Origin of the sequence: Bradyrhizobium sp. TM239 (assembly GCF_036247985.1) — a bacterium.
Lineage (GTDB): Bacteria > Pseudomonadota > Alphaproteobacteria > Rhizobiales > Xanthobacteraceae > Bradyrhizobium > Bradyrhizobium ottawaense.
The window spans coordinates 593691-612631 of sequence record NZ_BTIR01000005.1 but is presented as its reverse complement, the minus strand read 5'-3'; the positions used below and the strand labels follow the sequence as shown (position 1 = coordinate 612631).

Genomic DNA, 18941 nt, shown 5'->3' with positions numbered 1-18941 from the left:
GCCCTACTTCCCCGCCTGCCACTGGCCCGAGACGCCCAAAATCACCCTGACGCGACCGGCGCCGGCATCGCTCAAGGCCGTCGTCTGCGGCACCTGGACGTCGAGCTGATCGACGAACAGGAACGGCATGCCGGCCTCGAGATCGTACAGCAGCCTTTGGAGCGCCGGCTGCTCGAGCTCGCAGCTCACGACGAGGCCGACGAAGCCGTCCTTCACTTGCGCGCCGGAGACATCGACCTGCGAGGACTGAACCTGGCCGCCGACATTGCCGACCGCAGCGGCAACGCGCTGCAGCAGATTGGCGCCGGCGACCGTCACGGTCGGTCCTTCCAGGAACGGCGTGCCGGGATGCTCGGCCATCGCCGCCGCAGCGTTCTTGGTGCCGCCCTTGCGGCCGCGAAACTGGTCGAGCAGGTCGGAGGTCTGCGCCAGCGCCTGGCGATGGGCGAGGATTTCGGCGATCGACAGCCCCGCCGTCAGCAACAGCGCGCCGGCAATCGCCACATAGAGCGTGACCGCGATCAGCGGCGAGCTCGCAAGCGCCCGCGCAACCGCATTGCCGCCGGCGATCTTTGCGCTGCTCATGGCACGTTCCTCGGCTCGATCTGCGCCTCGATGTGGAAGCGCTCGCCGGGATCGGAGGAGCTGCGCGTGGTCGGGGCGTAGAACGTCGCCCGGGTGAAATGCTGCGACTGCTCGATCAAGGGGATCAGCGAGGGCGCATCGCGGGTGATGCCGCCGATCTGCAGCTTGTTGCCCGCTAGATGCAGCTCGGTGACGTAGGTGTGGTCCGGCAACACCCGGCTCAGCGTTTCCAGCACGATCACGCTCGCCGGCGCCTCGTATTTGCGGCGTTCGAGCAGCGCGAGCGGCGAGCGCTCGCCGCCGTCGCTGCCGCGGAGCGCGGCGCGGCGCTGGGTGATCTGCCGTTCGAGCTCCCTCTCCTGCGCGCTGAGGCTGTCGGCCAGATAGCTTGCTGCGACCGATCCGGCCACCGCGGCGACGGCGGTGAGAGCCAGCACCGCTTGCAGCGCCCGGCTCAGCCGCGCCGGATCGACCGCGCCGCGCGATCTCTGCTCGAATACCTTGATGCGTCCTCCCGCGGTCGCCTCCGTCGCGATCGCGATCGCCGACGGATGGAACGGGGAGACGGCCTCGACATAGCTCATCGCCAGCTTGCGCGGCGCGGCCGCGATCTCCGTGGTGATGCTGTCGCTGCCGTGCGGCGCCGGCGCGCGGCAGCCGAACACGGCCTCGCTCGCGCTCCACGGCGTCAGCCGGTCGATCTGCGCCCGCACGATGCCGTCGAGGAAATCGGCCGCGCGCGCCGGCAGCTCCAGCGGACGAAACAGGAAGCGCGACGGCCGCAACACGATCTCGACGCGGCTGCCGCGGACGATCTGCGCAAGATCGGCGCCAGCGAACTTGCCATCCGCGAACGCGATCTCCTTCGGGGCGTTCTCCGCCTTCGCCGCCTCCAGCGCGAACGCGCCTGTCTCGCTTTCGACCAGCCGCACCACCCGCGGCGACACGGTCCGCTCCAGGGCGCGAACGATTGCGCTGGCCACAGTACCGGTCCAGGCATCGAGAACGGCGCGGAGGGGTTCGAGCGAGCTCATCTCACAGAGGCTTTCCGGCGGAGCCGTCGACGGCGTTGTGCCACGACAATACACGATACGGCTCATCGCCGCTTTCGAGAAGCAGGATGACGATCTCGGCCGAGCTCCGCCGGTGCGACGGCAGCTCGACTGCGACCGTCAACCGGTACGCCTTCGAGCCTTCGACCGTCGCATTGGTGCCGCCGGCGAGCCCGACCAGGGCCCGGGAATCGAAATTGGGATCGGCGCGGTCGCGCAGCACCTGTTGCAGCATCCCGGGCGTCATGCCCGGCAGCGCCGCCACCACCTGCGGCGCGGCGTCGAGCAAATTCACCGCCCGCATGTTGCTGAACACGGTGACGAAGGGCAGCACGCGCTCCACGACGGCAGCCGGAATGCCGCGCACCAGCCAGAGCTCCTCGCTGTGCGGAAACGGCGCGTGGCGCGGCAGATAGGGCGCGCCGAGCGTGCGATAGTAGGAATCCTCCGGATTGTCCTGGCCGGGCTCCGTCGACGAGCGCCAGGCGAGGATCCGGTCGGCATAGACGGGTGCGTCCGTCGCGGAGACACCGAGCGCCGTCATCAGGCCCGACAGCAGCGGCTTCGGCGCCATGTTGAGATCGACGCGCGCAGCCTCCGAGCGGAACGTCACGCTCACCCGACCGGTACCGACGCGGGCGTTGAAGGTGCCGCTGGTCGGACGCGTCGCCTCGTTCTGCGCCGTCAGCCGATAGGCCGCAAGTTCGATCCCCGCGTTCACCAGCGCATCGGCCTGCAACCTGTCGGCATTGACGGCGACCGTGACCGCCGTGTTGGTGACATAGGTCAGGTAGATCAGCGCCAGCGCCGCCAGTGCCGCCAGCATCCAGAGCACGGCGACGACGATGAAGCCGCGGCCGTCGGCAAGCCTCGCTTCGTCGTGCCTTGCGCCGCTCACAGCTGCTGCTCCTGTTTCTCCGCCTGCTGCGGCCGGGTGCGCGCGGTGACGCAAGTCGCGGGATTCTTGGCCCGCGCGCATTCGGCCGGCGCCGTGATGTGCGGGACCACAGCGCCCGAGACCGCGAGCACCTGCCCGGTTCCGCTATCGCGCACGGTGATACGGATACGATCCGGCAGCTGCGCCTGCCCGCGCCAGGTCGGTTGCCACTGACCGTCCGGTCCGGCATAGGCGAAGCTCACGCGGAACGGCGCCCGGATCAGCACGACCTGATCGACGAAGCGGATCTGCCCGTCGGTCGGCATCGGTTGGAACGGCGCGCGCTCGCGGACCAGCGCAAGTCCCTGCGCGTCGGCCTTTTCAATCAGGCGGACGAATTCGAGGCCCGGACGCGTGCTCGGACCGAGCGCCGTGCGCAGGAAGGTGACCGACAATTCGGCGCCGTCGAACAGCGGCACCCTGGCATCGCCATTCACTGTAATCTGCTCGGCAACCGTGAGGTCGGCGACGATGCGGTCGAGCCCGGTTGCGAGACGCTCGGCCCGCTGCACGCGGGCAATGCCGCGATTCCAGTTCGGCAGCCATTGCGCGGTCACGGTCGCCAGCGCCGCCAGGATGACGGTCATCAGCAGGGTTGCGAGCAGCACTTCGAGCAGGGTGAAGCCGGCCTCATTGGCCAGTGCGCGGCGCAGGCGCTTCGTTGCAAGGCCCTTCGTTACCAGACGCTTCATTGCGAAGCCCTCGGCACCAGCTTCACCGTCGTGACCTGAATGGCGCTGCCGTCGGCGCGCTGGAGGCGCAGATTGACGGCCAATGGCACGAAGCGATCACTGGCGGGATCGCCGCCCGGCACGTTCATCGGTGCAACGTCGACCCGCCAGCGGCTGCCGGCCAGCTCGCCGCTGCGCCGGCCGGGCTTTAGCAGGGAGCGCGCCGGCAGGTCCGCAAGCAGGGTCTCGGCCGTGCCGGCGAGTGCCAGACGCTGGTCGATCGCCCGCGTGCCCTTCACCGTCGTGGCGATGACCGAGCCGATGGTCCCGAGCACGACCGCGATGATCGCGAGCGCGACCAGCGCCTCGATCAGGGTAAAGCCGGCGGTGTCAGAGCAGCTTCTGCGAGACAATCTCGACGCCTCCGGTCAGCCAGTTGACACGCACCTCGTATCCCATGCCGGGCCGCGCCAGCGCGATCACCCCGCCGCACGACATGCCCGACGGAAAGAAATCGATCGACCGTCCCGCGGCCCGGTCGGCACAGCGCGAGGCCAGCATCGCCTGCACCACCACGTCATCAGGCAGACGGATGGTCCGCCCGGTGGCGCCGGAACGGATCGCGCGCGCCTCCGCATCCACCTGGGTCGCCACCCTGGTTTGCCGGCGCAGCGCCGCGTTGCGGTCGGCTTTCAGCAGCGCCGCAGTTTCGACCGCATAGCTTTCCAGCCGCGCCCGCGTCGTCGTGCGCGGGATCGCCGGCAGAATGATCGCCGCGAGCAGGCCGATGATCGCGAGCACGCACAGGATCTCGATCAGCGCAAAGCCGCGCGCCTCGCCAATGCCCTCAGCGCGCGCCGCTGACAATGTCGGCCGCCGTTCCACTGCCGCCTTCCTGACCGTCCGATCCCAGCGAGATGATCTCAAAAGGCGCGCTCGCGCCCGGCGCGCGATAGACGTAGATGTGCCCCCAGGGATCGCTCGGCACCACGCCGCCGCGCAAATAGGGCCCATTCCAGCCGGCCTGATTGGTGTTGCGGGTCAGGGCGGAGAGGCCTTCGTTCGAGGTGGGATAACGGCCGAGATCGAGAAAGTAGAGATCGAGCGCGCTCGAGAAGCTCTCGATCTGGATCTTCGCCGCCTTCGCCTTGGACTCGCTGAGATAGTTCAGCACCCGCGGGCCGACCAGCGCCATGATCATCCCGATGATGGTGATGACGACCAGCATCTCGACCAGGGTGAAGCCCGCCTCTCCACGCCGCGCGCGCCGCCGGCCGCGCCTTGACGATCGATGTTTGGTCACCTCAAATCCTCCAAATATCCATTTAACCGACAATCTGACTCACCGACATCAGCGCCGTCATCACCGACGTGATCAGGCCGCCGACGACCAGCGAAATCGCGATGATCGCCGCCGGGCCCGCAATGCCGACCGCGCGGTCCAGCGTGCGCTGCAATTTGGCCTCGTAGAATTCCGCGACGCGTCCCGACAGCATCGGCAATTGCCCGGTCTCGTCGCCGAGCCGGAGCATGCGCACCGCCATCGCGGGCAGCGCCTCCGTCTCGGCCAGCGCGTCGGACAGCTTCGAGCCGTGGCGAACGCGATCGGCGGCATCGCTCCAGACCGCGGACGGGCCGGTGGTCGCCATCATGTCGACGAGGATACGCAGCGTGATGGTGAGATTGACGCCGCTGCCGAGCAGCAGGCCGAGATTGCGACAGAACAGCGCCGTCCGGTACGCGCTCATCACGTTGCGGATTGCCGGCAGCCGCGTGATCGCATTGGCGACGGCGCGGCGCACGCGCTCTTGCCGGAGCAGCAGCCACGCCGCGGCGATGGTGGCCGCTAGGCTAGCCAGCACCGCATCCGAATTGCCGCGCAGGAAGGTGGAGATGTTGAGGAAGACGCCGACGACCGGATCGATCTTGGCGCCGAAATCCTGCAATACGGATGCAAACTGCGGCAGCACGAAAGTGAGGAAGAACAACAGCACGCAGCCCGCCGCACCCAGCACGAACAAGGGATAGCGGATTGCATCCGACAGCCGCCGCCGCAACGCCTCGCTGCGGGTACGCTCCCCGGCCAGCACCTCCAGCACCTGGTCCAGCGATCCCGAGGCCTCGCCGACCCGCACCAGCGCGACATACATCGGCGGGAACAGCCCCTCGTGCCGCGCCAGCGCTTCGGCAAAGCTCTCGCCTGCGACGACGCGCGAACGGATGTCGGCAACGACCGGACGCAGCCGGCCGAAATCGGGATCAGTCGCGAGCAGCTCCAATCCGTCATTGATGCGGGCGCCGGCGCGCAACAGCAGCGCGAGGTCACGGGTGAGGATGGTGACGTCTTCCGGCTTCGGCCTGTTGAAGAGGCTGGACACGCGGCCGGCCGAGACGCCCTCCTCCGGCGTGACGTTGTCGACCAGTACGAGACCGAGCCGCTCAATTCGCTGCGCGACGTCGCCCGGCGCGGGCGCGGCAATGGCGCCGGAGACCAGTTCGCCGTTGGCGTTGAGCGCGCGGTAGCGATAGTTCGGCATCCGCTAGCGCACCGTCGTGACGCGGAAGACCTCGGGCACGGTGGTGAGCCCCGCCCGGCATTTGGCCACCGCATCCTCCAGCATCGTCGTCATGCCGCCCCGTATCGCGGCGGCGTCGATCGAATGGGAGTCGGTCTGCGGGCCGATCAGCATGCGCACCTCGTCGGACATTTCGAGGATCTCGAACACGCCGTTGCGGCCGCGATAGCCGGTGCCGCCGCAGCGTTCGCAGCCGCCGGCCGCGTGCACGACCTCGCCGCACTTGAAACCGATCACCGCAAAGCGCGGATCCTCGGCGAGATCCGCCTCGGTCAGCGCATGCGGGACCTTGCAGCGGTCGCAGAGCACGCGCACCAGCCGCTGCGCCACCACCGCGCGCAGCGTGGACTTCAGCAGAAAGCCCTCGATGCCGAGATCGATCAGGCGCGGCACGGCGGCCGCGGCCGTCTCGGTGTGCAGCGTCGTCAAGACGAGATGGCCGGTGAGTGCGGCGTGAATCGCGATATGCGCGGTCTCGGCATCGCGGACTTCGCCGACCATGATCACGTCGGGGTCCTGGCGGACGAAGGCGCGCATGGCGGAGGCGAAGGTCAGTCCGATCGACGGCTTGACCTGGGACTGGTTGATGCCGGGGATCTCGTACTCGACGGGATCCTCGATGGTGAGGATCTTGCGCGTCGGCTCGTTCAGGATCGACAGCATGGTCGCGAGCGTCGTGGTCTTGCCGCTGCCGGTCGGTCCCGTGACCACGATCATGCCGTGCGGCATCGCGAGCAGCCGCGTCATCACGCTCTCGTCGCGCGCGGCGAGACCGAGCTTGCTCATCTCAAGGAGGCCGCGGTCGCGCGGCAACAGGCGGATGACGGCGCTCTCGCCGTGCTGCGTCGGCATGGTCGCGACGCGGACGTCGATCTCGCTGCGCCCGACCCGCACGCGGGCCGCGCCGTCCTGCGGCAGGCGCCGTTCGGCGATATTAAGGCTGGCGAGAATCTTGATGCGCGAGATCAGCGCCTGCGGCGGAATGCCGTGCGGCGACGGCAGCGCACGCAACAGGCCGTCGACGCGCATGCGCACCGTAAGCCCGGCACGGAACGGCTCGACGTGGATGTCGCTGGCACGCAGATCCACCGCGCGCTCAAGCAGATCGTTGAGCGCGCGCACCACCGGCGCGCCGCTGGCGAGATCGCGCAGGCTCTCGATGTCGTCGTCGGACTGCTGCGCAACGCTCCTGCCGCTTCGATCGGCATTTGCGTCGTCGGCATCGGCCCGTTGATCGAGCACCGTGGTGATGTCCTCGTATGAGGCCACGACGACATCGACCGGTGCTCCGAACACGATTTCAGCGGCGCGAATGGCCGCCGTGTCGGACGGATCGGCGATAGCCAGCCGGAAAACATCGTTGGGCGCACTGAAAGGAAAGATGGTGGATTCTCGCAGGAAGCGGCGCGAGAAGCCGTCGAGGCAAGGCGTGGCCGCGAGCAGTTGTGGAAGGCTCAGCCGCGGCAGACCAAAATGGTCGGAGACTTCATCGGCGAATTCGGCCGCGGAGAGATCGGTCGCCTCCCATAATTCACGCAAGGGACGCGTGAGCGCTGGGTTGGCCGATTTGTCGACATGGGCATGCGCCCGCGGCGACAATGAGTATTTTTCCAGGAGGTGCTGTCGGAAGCTATCTGCGGAACGGTCGCGCATCGCATTCACAGCGTTGACCTTGTTACCTGAATGCAACAACCTCGACGGGACACGGACGGTCCTTTGCCCTTGACTTATTTATTAGCAAAAACATAATCGTGGCGCAAATTATTGCGCGTCCGAACCAAGGGGGGATCGGATGCAATTTTCAGTCACTTCAAGCGTTGGCAGGCGTATTTTGTTTAAGGTGGTCCAGCCGCTTTTGCGCCTTCGCTCAGCGTTGTCTGGAACGCTCCTCCTGTTGTCGTCCGCCTTCGTGCTCGGCGCCTGCATCGTGACCGCCGACCAGTCGATCGAAGCCGATCCAAAGGACCCGCGCGCTCAGGACATCGCCGACAAGGTCCGCTCTCTCGATCTCCAGCCGCGTCAACCTGCGGATGCAGGCGCAGGCGGCATTGCGCAGGCCAGGTCATCGAAGCCGGCGATCTATCTCAGCGATGGTGCAACGCCGCAGGGCAGCGCGCTGGCCGAGCGCGACGATGGCGGCGGCAGCGGCTATGACCTCAATTTCGAGAATGCGCCGGTCGCCAGCGTCGCAAAGGTCATCCTCGGTGACGTACTTAACGTCGGCTACACGATCGACCCGCGCGTGCAGGGGACCGTGACCTTGGCCTCGGTGCGGCCGGTGCCCAAGGCGGATGCGCTCTACGTGCTGGAGAACGCGCTGCGCATGTCCGGTGTCGCGCTGGTCCGTGACCGCACCGGCTATCGCCTGCTGCCGGCGCCGGAGGCCGGTCCCGGCGGCGTCGACCGCTCGTTGAACGCCGCGGCCGGCCAGGGCGTCACCGTGGTGCCGCTGCGCTACGTCTCGGCGCAGAACATCTTCAAGCTGCTCGATGCCTTCGGCGTGAAGGCTCAGGCCATGCGTCCCGACAGCGCCCGCAACACGCTGATCGTCAGCGGCAGCGGCACCGACCGGGCAACCGCGGTCGACACCATTCTCTCCTTCGACGCCGACTGGATGCGCGGGCAATCGGTCGGCATCTTCCCGGTGCGTAATTCCACGCCAGAGCCGCTCATCTCCGAGATCGAGAAGATCATGGATTCGGGCGAAGGCGGCCTGGGCCAGAACGTGGTGAAATTCCAGCCGATCGGCCGGCTCAACGCGATCCTGGTGGTCAGCCAGAAGCCGGAATACCTCAAGCGCGCGCAGACATGGATCGCGCGGCTCGACCGCTCCGACACCGACGGTGTGAACCTGAAATCCTATCCGCTGCGCTACGGCAACTCCAAGGCCGTGGTGGCGCTGCTGAATGAGATCCTGTTCAGCCAGAGCGCGACCAGCAGCTCCTCGCTCGACAATTCCGCGGGCCAGATCTCGCCCGGCTCGGGCATTGCGACATCCTCGTCCGGGACCAATCCGATCGCCTCGCTCAGCGCACTTCCGACCGCCGCCTCAGGCGCCGCAACCCCGGTCACCGGCGCTCCCGGCTCGGCGCTGGCCGCGCGCCCCGCCCCCGCGGCGTCCGGCATGCCCGGCCAGGACAACGGCTCCGGCTCGCTGCTCGGCACCGGCGCAAAGCCTGTCAACAATGCCATTCTTCAGAACGTGCGGATCACGGCCGACGTCACCAACAACGCGGTGCTGGTCTATGCCAATGCCGAATCGCAGCGCGTCGTCGAGCAGACGATCCGGCAAATCGACCGGCCGCAACGCCAGATCGCGATCGAGGCGACCATTGCCGAAGTCACGCTGAACGACGCATTGAACTACGGCGTCCAGTTCTTCATCGCCAGCAAGCACGGCTCGGTCTCCAACGTCATCGGCGGCGTCAGCAACAGCGCTTCGGTCGGCAGCAACATCGAGCAGCAGACCAGCGCGGTCAACGCCGCCGCCGGCGCGCTGCTCGGCCGCGCGCTGCCCGGCTTCAACTTCCTGATCGGCGCGGAAAACTCCCCGCGCGTGGTTCTCGATGCGCTCCACAACGTCACCACGGTCAAGGTGCTGTCCAACCCGTCGCTGGTCGTGCTCGACAATCAGCCGGCGACCTTGCAGGTCGGCGACCAGGTGCCGTTCTCGACCGGCACCGCGACCGTGCTGACCGCGAACAACACCGTCGTCAACACCATCGACTACAAGAACACCGGCATCATCCTGCGCGTGCTCCCGCGCGCCAACGCCAACGGCAACGTCGTGCTCGACATCGAGCAGGAGATCTCGAGCGTCGCGGCCGGCAGCACCGGCTCGCTGACGCCGACGATCTCGCAGCGCCGGGTCAAGAGCTCGATCGCGGTGACGAGCGGCCAGACCGTGCTGCTCGCCGGCCTGATCAGCGAGACCGAGAACAAGCAACGCCAGGGCATTCCGATCCTCGATTCCCTTCCCGGCGTCGGCGATGCGTTCTCGCACCAGGGCACGACGCGCGCCCGCACCGAGCTGATCCTGTTCATCCGCCCGACCGTCATCAAGGACGGCGTCGATGCGCACGTCATTGCGGAGGAAATGCGCAGCAAGATGAACAGCCGCCTGGTCGGGACCAGCAATCCCGTGGTCTCCGTGAACCCGCCCAAGGCGGCGCGCTAGGGCGTGACGGATCAGGCAGCGAAGGTCGGGACGGGCCCTCCGCTCGCGCTCGCCATCGCCCTGCTGCTCAGCGTGTTCGCAAGCCTCGTCACTGCCCCGGGCGCCGAAGGCCTGTATGGCGCGTTCCTGGCCGCCCTGATGCTCGCGATCGCCGCGAACGATGCGCGCCACTACCGCATTCCGAACGAGCTGACGGGCGCCGCCTTCGCGCTCGCGCTGCTCCGTGCCGGCGCGTTCGTTCCCGATATCGGCGTCGAGGCGCTGCTCTGGCCGCTGACCCGCGCCGCAGCCACAGGCCTGCCGCTGCTGCTGCTGCTGGTGCTCTACCGCCGCTGGCGCGGCCGCGACGGGCTGGGGCTCGGCGACGTCAAGCTCGCCGCGGTCTGTGGCGCCTGGCTCGACCTTGCGACCGTGGTCGCGGTGATCGAGCTTGCGGCGTTGCTCGCGATCGGCGCCTATGTCGTCGGTGCTGCCCTGCAACGGAAGCCGCTGCGCGCCACCGCCTTCCTGCCGTTCGGGCTGTTCCTGGCACCGGCGATCTGGATCGGCTGGCTGGGCGAGACCTGGTACACGAACTGGCTCGGCGGCTGGCCGGGCTGAAGGCGGGGATCGGGGTCAAACGGACCCTGCTCACATCAAAATGCGAAAACAACCCCATGCACAGTAGGCGGGGACAGCCTTATCAAGGACTTACCTGTCGGCACGCTTTGGGGATTTTACCAAGCGATTTGACTCCGTCGGGCAAAACTCCCGGCGTGACGTCATCGTGGCGATGGTGCTCCACACCGCCTCCTCCGAACATCATGAGCCCATAGGCGGCACAGCGCTCAGTGCTCGCGGCTCGGCGCCCATTCCAGCGCCCGCAGACGGGCCTGAGCGATCTCTCCGCGCGTCATCTTGGTGGTGACGGCATCGCGGATCCTGGCTCGCGCCTCGCGCGCCGGCGGAGGTGCCGCGGCCGTGGACAGGTTGAGCCATTTGGAGGCTTCGACGATGTCCTGCGGCACGCCCTGGCCGCGGTCGTAGAGCAGGCCCAGCGAATATTGAGCGCGGGTGTCACCCTGCTCGGCCGCGCGCCGGTACCACATCGCAGCTTCCGTGTAGTTCTGCGGCACGCCGCGGCCGGTCTCGAACAGGAAACCGAGATAGGACTGTGCAGCCGCGTTGCCCCGCTCGGCGAGCGGAATGAAGATGCGGGATGCCGTGACATAGTCCTGACGATGGAAAGCGGAGATGCCCTGGCGGAACGTTTGGGCGTGGGCCGGGATTGCGAAGGTCAGCGTCAGCAGAATGGCGGCACAACCCCACCCCGCCCGTCGCCAAAAACCGCGCGTCTGTGGCGCCGCACGGCAAAACCCCTGATCCTGGCTGTCGAGGGTCTCCATCCTACCCGCGCTCCCTGCATATGCAGCCAGACTAGTCTGCAGGCATGCCGAAATCCATAGTGGTGCCACGCACAAAAAAGCTCCGGGCGCATCGCGTCCGGAGCTCATCGATGGGCGGGCCTAGTGATATCCGCCAGCGGTCGCCGGCGTCGTGTCGGGATTGTTGCCGTTGATCTGGTTGTCCAGATAGGACAGCACGCCACCGGTGGTCGCCGCTCCCAGATTGTTGACGATCACCGATCGCCCGATACGTGCCCCGGCAACGCCGCTGAGGGCGAAGCCCGTACTCAGGTTCTCCGAGATGTTGCTGTTGTTGACCTGGACGTTGGCCGAACCTTGCGCGCTCACGCCGACGAAGTTGTTGTGAACGGCCGTGTTGTTGATCAGGACGCGGGAGCTGCCGCCGTTCGTGTTGATGCTGATTCCGGCCCCCGCGGCGGCGGTGCCATTGTGCGAGATCACGCTGTCGCGGATCATGAGCATCGAGTTGAAGTTCGACGGATTGGAGAAGACGCCGGTTCCGCTTGCGCCGTTGAAGTCCCTGATGAAGCAGTGCTCGATAACCACCGAGGCCGCCTGGAGGATGTTGACGCCCTTGATCCCGGTGCCGGCCCCCTCGATATCGAGGCCGCGCAGCACGATGTGATCGGTCGCAGCGGCGTTGATGTTGACGCCGTTGGTGCCTGACCCGAGGATGCTGCCGACGACGCCTTCGCAATAGATCGTCATCGCCTTGGTGATCGTCACCGTGCCGTAGCCGGCGGAATCGAGGCAATTGATCTCGCCGCCGGCGGCCGTCTTCGAGATTGCGCCGGCGAAGGTCTTGCACGGAGCGGTGCGGCTGCACGGATTGACGTCATCGCCGACACCGGAAACCCACGTTCTGGTCGCCTGGGCATGAGCCGGCTGCGACACGGCGAACGGCAAGACCAGCCCCGCCAAGAGAGCCCAAAGAGCAATACGACGCATTTTCAACCTCCCAAATTGAACTGAAGATACAAGTTGTTGCCAGAAGAAATTCACGAGCAGTTGCGGACTAGTGATACCCGCCAGCGGTAGCCGGCGTCGTGTCGGTCGCGTTGCCGTTGATCTGGTTATCCAGATACGACAGCACATTGCCGGAGGTCGCCGCCCCCAGATTGTTGACGATCACCGAGCGGCCGATTCGTACTCCCGCGCCGCCGGTAAGGGCGAGGCCCGTACCCAGATTCTCCGAGATGTTGGTATCGTTGATCTGGACGTTGGCCGATCCCTGCACGCTCACGCCGACGAAGTTCTTGTGGATGGCCGTGTTGTTGATCAGGCTCCGCGAACTGCCGCCGTTCGTATTGATGCTGATCCCGGCGCCGTCGGCGGCGGTGCCGTTGTGCGAGATCACGCTGTCGCGGATCATGAGCATCGAATTGAAGTTCAACGGGTTGACGAAGACGCCGACCCCGCCCGCGCTGTTGAAGTTCCTGATGAAGCAATGCTCGATGACCACCGAGGCCGCCTGGAGGATGTTGACGCCCTTGATACCGGTTCCGGCGCCGTCGATGTCGAGGCCGCGCAGCACGATGTGATCGGTCGCGGCGGCGTTGACGATGACGCCGGAGCTGTTCGATGCGAGGATACCGCCGACGACCCCTTCGCAATAGATCGAGATCGCCTTGGTGATGGTGACGACGCCGAAACCGCCGGAGTCGAGACAATTGATCTCGCCGCCCGCCGCCGTCTTCGAGATCGCCCCGGGAAAGGTCTTGCATGGGGCGGTACGACTGCACGGGTTGGCATCATCGCCTACGCCGGACACCCACGTTCTGGTGGCCTGGGCATGAGCCGGCGATGCAATCACCGGCACGAACAATCCTGCAACCAGAGCCAAGAGTGCAATTCGACGCATTTCTCTTCCTCCCGATATGAAGCTGGGTCCCAGCTTGTTGCCATGCACAAGTCTTCGCTGCCGCAGCCCGCGCGTCGCGCAGCCCTACGGCATCATCGTCCATATTTCGCTGAAACTTCCCCCGCCGCTTTCGGCGCTCGCAATACGGCCTTCGTGTTCAATGATTGGATACGCAACGCTATTGGGAAAAAAACGGAAGCAGGCTTCTTGCCACTTCGCATCACGCAACTGTTGCGCGACGGACGGCGGGCTTTCTAGTGGTCGTGCCGGGACAGGCAAGGTTCAATTCGACGTGTACATTTTATGAGGAATTTTACGTCATGAACGCGCTTACGGCGTCGCCAACCTCGTCCAGGAAGCCGCTGGTGACAGTCAGGCTAGAAGCGATCGCAAGGACGCGGTGCATATCGCAGGAATCGCGATGCGACCCGCCTGCCATGACAGGAATGATCGCTCCTGCTGCGTCGATTCGACGCGACCCGCGCCGTCAGCTCAGCAGGAAGCCATGTTCGTGCAGGTTGTGAAAAAACTCGGTCAGAATGTCGATCACAGCCGCGTCGTGGCTTCCCGCCGGTTGAGTCCACTGCTCTGCAGTCTGCGTAGTGGCCGGCGCGGGCATGGCGTCCGGAAGCTCGGACGGGACTGCCGATGAAATTCCGCTCTGCGTGAAATTGAACGCAAAGCCATCACCAGACGTCCCCAGCCCCGCAGTCGCGGGCGGCGCTGCCCCGATGGCACTGTCGCCATTGAGATCCTGGTGAAGCGTCGGCTCCAGCGCCTTCAGCGATGGATCATTCCCGAGCACCTCGGGAGCCGCCGCGAGCGTGGTCACGAAGTTGCCGGTGCTGTCCGTGCTCCACACGGAGTAATGGGCGTTTGCCGAGTTCTTCCAGACCACGTCGTAACCGCCGCCCGAGGCCTGCTCCGCGGCGATGACCGACCATGTGCCGTAATTGGCCGCGATCACCGTAGACCCGGCATATTTCAGGGTGGGACCGGTGCCGGTCGCGATGTCAGCCAGGTAATAGTTGCCACCTGACAGGACCGTTTTGGTCGATCCGAGCGCCTCGACCGTGACGCCGCCAACGACGGGGACCCCGGTCGTGCCGTCGCCGTTGAGATCCTGATGGAGGGTCGGCTCCAATGCCTGCAGGGACGCATCGGTCCCCAACACTTCGGGGGCGGCGGCAAGGGTCGTCTGGAAGTTGCCGGTGCTGTCGGTGCTCCAGACGGAATAGTGCGCGTTCGCCGAATTCTTCCAGACGACGTCATAACCGCCGCCCGACACCTGCTCGGCGGCAATGACCGACCACGTGCCGAAATTCGCCGCGATCACCGTAGCCCCGGCATATTTCAGGGTGGGGCCGGAGCCGGTCGAAATGTCGGCCAGGTAGTAGTTGCCACCCGACAGGACCGTTTTGGTCGATCCGAACGCCTCGACCGTGACGCCGCTGACGACGGGGACCCCGGTCGTGCCGTCGCCGTTGAGATCCTGATGGAGGGTCGGCTCCAGTGCCTGCAGGGACGCATCGGTCCCCAGCACTTCGGGGGCGGCGGCGAGGGTCGTCTGGAAGTTGCCGGTGCTGTCGGTGCTCCAGACGGAATAATGCGCGTTCGCCGAATTCTTCCAGACGACGTCATAGCCACCGCCCGACACCTGCTCGGCGGCAATGACCGACCACGTGCCGAAATTCGCCGCGATCACCGTCGCCCCGGCATATTTCAGGGTGGGGCCGGTGCCGGTCGAGATGTCGGCCAGGTAATAGTTGCCACCCGACAGGACCGTTTTGGTCGATCCGAACGCCTCGATCGTGGCGCCGCTGACGGCGGCGACGACGGGGACCCCGGTCGTGCCGTCGCCGTTGAGATCCTGATGCAGCGTCGGCTCGAGCGCCTGAAGAGACGCATCGGTCCCCAGCACTTCCGGGGCTGCGGCGAGGGTCGTCAGGAAGTTGCCCGTGCTGTCGGTGCTCCAGACGGAATAGTGCGCGTTTGCCGAATTATTCCAGACGACGTCGTAACCGCCGCCCGCCACCTGCTCGGCGGCAATGACCGACCAGGTGCCGAAATTCGCCGCGATCACCGTCGCCCCGGCATATTTCAAGGCGGGGCCGGTGCCGGTCGAGATATCGGCCAGGTAGTAGTTGCCACCCGACAGGACCGTTTTGGTCGATCCGAACGCCTCGACCGTGACGCCGCTGATGGCGGCGACGACGGGGACCCCGGTCGTGCCATCGCCGTTGAGATCCTGTTGCAGCGTCGGCTCGAGCGCCTGAAGAGACGCATCGCTCCCCAGCACTTCCGGGGCTGCGGCGAGGGTCGTCAGGAAGTTGCCGGTGCTGTCCGTGCTCCAGACGGAATAGTGTGCGTTCGCCGAATTCTTCCAGACCACATCGTAGCCACCGCCCGACACCTGCTCGGCGGCAATGACCGACCACGTGCCGTAATCGGCCACGTTGACTACGGTGCCCCCGAATTTCAGAACAGGCCCGGTGCCGGTGGAGATGTTGTTCAAGTAATAGTTGCCGCTCGTCAGAACCACGCTGGTCGATCCGAACGCCTCGACCGCGGTCGGCACGAGGCTGGAACTGGCGACCGCGACGCCCCCGAACTGGAAATACTCGACGCCGGTGACGGTGTCGGTGCCGTCTGGTGAGCCACTGCGCAAGTCGGTCAGGGTGAAGGTCTGTGTCGCTGCGTTGTATGAGATCGTGTAGTTGGCCCGGCTGCCCGAATACACCGCGGTGTCGGTGCCCGAGCCGCCGATGACCGTGTCGTTGCCCGCCCCGCCGGTGATCGTGTCGTTGCCGCCGCCGCCGTTCAGCGTGTTGGCGATGGCGTTGCCGACGATGGCGTCGTTGCCGGATCCGCCGATGGCGTTGTCGATGTAGGAGCGTGCGTCGCCGCCATAGAGATAGGCGTTGTAGACGTTGCCCGCCGCGTAATGACCGTCGCCGAGATACGCCAGTTGCACGGAGGAGAACACCGACGAGGCGCCGGGATTGAGGTTGATGCTCAGGTTCGTCGTGTAGTTCGAGAGGTCGTAGGTATCGACGCCGCCGCCGTCCCAGACCGTCTCGTAGATGCGGTTGGCCGAGCCGCCGACGCCGCCGCCCGGCGCGAGCTGCCCGACACCGTTTATGAACTCCTGCCCCGTGGTCGGATTCCAGGTGTAGACGGTGCTGCCGCTCTGGGTCGTGAAGTCCGCGCCGTACATCGTCTGCAGCGCGAGGATATCGTTGGCCATATAGGTCTGCGAATATCCGTACGCTTCGTTGGTGTAACCGGACGTGGTCGAACCGCCGACATAGCTGCGATAGCTCATGACGGTGTATTCGCTGTCGTCATGCGCGCCCGGCACGGCGACGTTGGCGGGGCCACCGGCCTCCTGGCTGTGCTTCAGGCCGAGGGCGTGGCCGAGCTCGTGCAGCGCGGTGGTGAAGTAGTAATTGCCGAGCTTGGCCAGCGAAAAATTGTATTGGGTGCCGAACCAGACGTCGCCGCCGGGGGCGTAGTTGCCGGGGTAGTAGGCGTAGGCGGTCGGATTGGCCGCCGGCGACTGCGCGACCATGATGTCGGCGCCGTTCGTGCCCGCGTACTGGATATCGGCGTTGGTGTAACTGAGGATCAGCCCGATCGCGTAATTGATCGCCGCTTGGATCTGGGTGGGCGCCGCTGCAAAGCCCGAAATGGTCGGCTCGCCGTTGCCGCCGCTGTAGGGATTGGCGTAGTCGCTGGATGCGTCAGGAAAACTGTAGGTGATCGTGCCGGTCCATTTGTAGCCGGACAGCAGGCCGTCGATCTCGGCGTTGTTGGTGGCACTGACATTAACAGCGGTAGCCAATGAACTCTCCAGAGCAACGCGTCGCGTGCGATTCGGGACGAAAGCACATGATTCTAGCGTGAGAGTTAAACGTTTGGTTTAAATTGGGCAGCTCCGCCTGCCCCTCTTCCATAAGACTGTGTTAGCCATCAGATCCCGTAGTCATACGGGGCGCAACAACAGCCTCGGTTCCTGCGGCACCATAATTTGCAGGGTTTCATGAAACGACGTTCAATCATGGCCGGTCTGTTTGGCGCCTTGATGGCGCTTGCGGGACAGGGTCATCAACCCTTCGGAGGACTGCCTGTCATGGTGGAGAAGGCCAAGGCGGACGACAGCGGCAAGGCGGCGCGTGCGCCCTCCATGCCGATGGCCCGCGACCCCGCCGTTGCGGTGGCAGAGGAGTACGAAGCCGCCCGCCGCAAGGGAACACGGGAGGCGCTCGAGCTCTTCATTGCGCGCCATGGCGACGCCCCCCTGGCCGAACAGGCGCGCACGGAGTTGAAGCGCCTGGCGCGCTGATCGCTCGGACACCGCATCAGGCATGGCATTTCGGCAGGCGGCATCGGCGCCGGGCCGGCTTGTCGCATGGTCTTTCGGCACTATGGTAGGCCCGCAATCTGTCCCGGAGCCTCTCAAAATGCCCTTTCCGCATGCCTCGGAAGCCCTGTCCCGCTTCACCGTGCTCGATCTGACCCGCGTCCGCTCCGGGCCCACCTGCGTGCGGCAGCTGGCGGACTGGGGCGCCAACGTGATCAAGATCGACGCGCTGACCGAGGACGCCGGCGGCGAGCAGCCGGGCGGCCCCCGCCGGGGTTCCGACTTCCAGAATTTGCACCGCAACAAGCGGGCGATGACGCTGAACCTGAAGGACGAGCGCGGGCTCGCCTTGTTCGAGCGCCTCGCCGCCAAGGCCGACGTCGTGGTCGAGAATTTCCGGCCCGACGTGAAGAAGAAGCTCGGCATCGACTATGAGAGCCTCGCGAAGATCAACCCGCGTATCGTCTATGGCAGCATCTCCGGCTTCGGCCAGGACGGCCCCTATCACAAGCGGCCCGGCTTCGATCAGATCGCCCAAGGCATGGGCGGACTGATGTCGATCACCGGGGCGCCGGGCGAAGGCCCGATGCGGGTCGGCATTCCCGTCGCCGACCTGACGGCCGGGCTGTTCTGCGCCATGGGCATCCTCACCGCGCTGCTCGAGCGCGAGGTCTCGGGCAAGGGCCAGTGGGTGCAGACCTCGCTGCTCCAGGCCCAGATCTTCATGCTCGACTTCCAGGCCGCGCGCTGGCTGATGGAGAAGGAGGTCGCCAAGCAGGCCGGCAACAACCACCCGACCAGCATTCCGACCGGCGTGTTCAGGACTTCCGACGGCTACATCAACATCGCCACGACCGGCGGGCGGATCTGGGAGCGTTGCGCCCAGGCGATCGGCGCACCGGAGCTCTATGCCCATCCCGACTACGCGACGGCGCCGGCCCGCTCAAAGAACCGCGACGCGCTCAACGCCGAGATCGAGAAGCGCACCGTGACGAAGCCGACCGAGACCTGGGTCCGCGAGCTCAATGAGGCCGGCGTGCCCTGCGGGCCGATCTACGCGATCGACCAGATGTTCGAGGACGCCCAGGTCAAGCATCTCGGCATCGCGCAGGACGTGCCGAACGACGAGGACCGCCACATCCGCCTGGTCGGCCAGCCCGTGACGCTGTCGCGCACGCCGAGCAGGATGGTGGCGCGACCGCCGGAATTCGGCGAGCAGACCGACGAGGTCCTGAAGGAGTTCGGCCTCAGCGCGGACGAGATCGCAAGGCTCCGGGACGCCAAGGTGGTGTGAGCCCCTCGCTTGAGGTCGC

17 protein-coding genes are annotated in these 18941 nt (G+C 66.1%); 4 read left to right on the top strand and 13 right to left on the bottom strand.

Features of this window, described 5'->3' with window-relative positions; all coding sequences use genetic code 11:
- Nucleotides 1–3 precede the first annotated feature (3 nt).
- From gspM to AABA84_RS11600, 9 genes are read right to left on the bottom strand one after another with little or no spacing between them, the layout of a single operon-like run.
- Complete coding sequence (gspM, locus tag AABA84_RS11640) at nt 4–585, bottom strand: type II secretion system protein GspM (protein ID WP_212250728.1); 582 nt, start codon at nt 583–585, stop codon at nt 4–6.
- A complete protein-coding gene (locus AABA84_RS11635; protein WP_338312109.1) occupies nt 582–1619 on the bottom strand; it encodes a PilN domain-containing protein in 1038 nt (345 codons plus the stop codon). Before AABA84_RS11635 ends, gspM begins: the two co-directional genes overlap by 4 nt.
- Before the next feature lies 1 nt (nt 1620).
- The gene (locus AABA84_RS11630) at nt 1621–2535 is read right to left on the bottom strand and encodes a type II secretion system minor pseudopilin (RefSeq protein WP_338312108.1); all 915 of its coding nucleotides are present in this window, start codon (nt 2533–2535) and stop codon (nt 1621–1623) included.
- Complete coding sequence (locus tag AABA84_RS11625; protein ID WP_338312107.1) at nt 2532–3266, bottom strand: prepilin-type N-terminal cleavage/methylation domain-containing protein; 735 nt, start codon at nt 3264–3266, stop codon at nt 2532–2534. Before AABA84_RS11625 ends, AABA84_RS11630 begins: the two co-directional genes overlap by 4 nt.
- Entirely contained in the window at nt 3263–3658 is a 396-nt protein-coding gene (locus tag AABA84_RS11620) for a type IV pilus modification PilV family protein (RefSeq protein ID WP_338312106.1), read from the bottom strand. Before AABA84_RS11620 ends, AABA84_RS11625 begins: the two co-directional genes overlap by 4 nt.
- A complete protein-coding gene (locus AABA84_RS11615) occupies nt 3636–4130 on the bottom strand; it encodes a prepilin-type N-terminal cleavage/methylation domain-containing protein (RefSeq protein ID WP_338312105.1) in 495 nt (164 codons plus the stop codon). Before AABA84_RS11615 ends, AABA84_RS11620 begins: the two co-directional genes overlap by 23 nt.
- On the bottom strand, nt 4093–4548 hold the full coding sequence (gene gspG / locus AABA84_RS11610) for a type II secretion system major pseudopilin GspG (RefSeq protein ID WP_338312104.1): 456 nt from the start codon (nt 4546–4548) through the stop codon (nt 4093–4095). The genes AABA84_RS11615 and gspG overlap by 38 nt, the downstream gene beginning before the upstream one ends.
- Before the next feature lie 22 nt (nt 4549–4570).
- Complete coding sequence (locus AABA84_RS11605) at nt 4571–5782, bottom strand: type II secretion system F family protein (protein WP_338312103.1); 1212 nt, start codon at nt 5780–5782, stop codon at nt 4571–4573.
- 3 nt (nt 5783–5785) lie between these two features.
- On the bottom strand, nt 5786–7474 hold the full coding sequence (locus tag AABA84_RS11600) for a GspE/PulE family protein (RefSeq protein ID WP_338312102.1): 1689 nt from the start codon (nt 7472–7474) through the stop codon (nt 5786–5788).
- Nucleotides 7475–7613: 139 nt separating this feature from the next.
- Between AABA84_RS11600 and gspD the strand changes: the two genes are divergently transcribed.
- Nucleotides 7614–9998 (top strand): type II secretion system secretin GspD, encoded by a 2385-nt coding sequence (gene gspD, locus AABA84_RS11595; RefSeq protein ID WP_445083406.1) that lies wholly within the window; start codon nt 7614–7616, stop codon nt 9996–9998.
- A 3-nt stretch (nt 9999–10001) separates the two neighbouring features.
- Nucleotides 10002–10598: a prepilin peptidase gene (locus tag AABA84_RS11590; RefSeq protein WP_338312100.1), complete on the top strand. Its 597-nt coding sequence runs from the start codon at nt 10002–10004 to the stop codon at nt 10596–10598.
- Nucleotides 10599–10825: 227 nt separating this feature from the next.
- Here the strand turns inward: AABA84_RS11590 and AABA84_RS11585 are convergent, their stop codons facing one another.
- The 4 genes from AABA84_RS11585 to AABA84_RS11570 all read right to left on the bottom strand — a co-directional run bounded on the left by AABA84_RS11585 (nt 10826) and on the right by AABA84_RS11570 (nt 17109).
- The gene (locus AABA84_RS11585) at nt 10826–11383 is read right to left on the bottom strand and encodes a tetratricopeptide repeat protein (protein WP_338312099.1); all 558 of its coding nucleotides are present in this window, start codon (nt 11381–11383) and stop codon (nt 10826–10828) included.
- A gap of 120 nt (nt 11384–11503) precedes the next feature.
- Complete coding sequence (locus AABA84_RS11580) at nt 11504–12352, bottom strand: right-handed parallel beta-helix repeat-containing protein (RefSeq protein WP_212250749.1); 849 nt, start codon at nt 12350–12352, stop codon at nt 11504–11506.
- Between the two features lie 67 nt (nt 12353–12419).
- Nucleotides 12420–13265 carry a right-handed parallel beta-helix repeat-containing protein gene (locus AABA84_RS11575; RefSeq protein WP_212250771.1) on the bottom strand — a complete coding sequence of 282 codons (846 nt, stop codon included), beginning with the start codon at nt 13263–13265 and terminating at the stop codon, nt 12420–12422.
- 487 nt (nt 13266–13752) lie between these two features.
- Nucleotides 13753–17109, bottom strand: coding sequence for a M10 family metallopeptidase C-terminal domain-containing protein (locus tag AABA84_RS11570; protein WP_338312098.1), 3357 nt, complete (start codon nt 17107–17109; stop codon nt 13753–13755).
- Nucleotides 17110–17307: 198 nt separating this feature from the next.
- On the opposite strand from AABA84_RS11570, the gene AABA84_RS11565 reads away from it, so the two are divergent.
- Together AABA84_RS11565 and AABA84_RS11560 are read left to right on the top strand one after the other, a co-directional pair.
- On the top strand, nt 17308–17610 hold the full coding sequence (locus tag AABA84_RS11565; RefSeq protein WP_212250097.1) for a hypothetical protein: 303 nt from the start codon (nt 17308–17310) through the stop codon (nt 17608–17610).
- 118 nt (nt 17611–17728) lie between these two features.
- Entirely contained in the window at nt 17729–18922 is a 1194-nt protein-coding gene (locus tag AABA84_RS11560; RefSeq protein WP_338312097.1) for a CaiB/BaiF CoA transferase family protein, read from the top strand.
- The last annotated feature ends 19 nt before the right edge of the window (nt 18923–18941 follow it).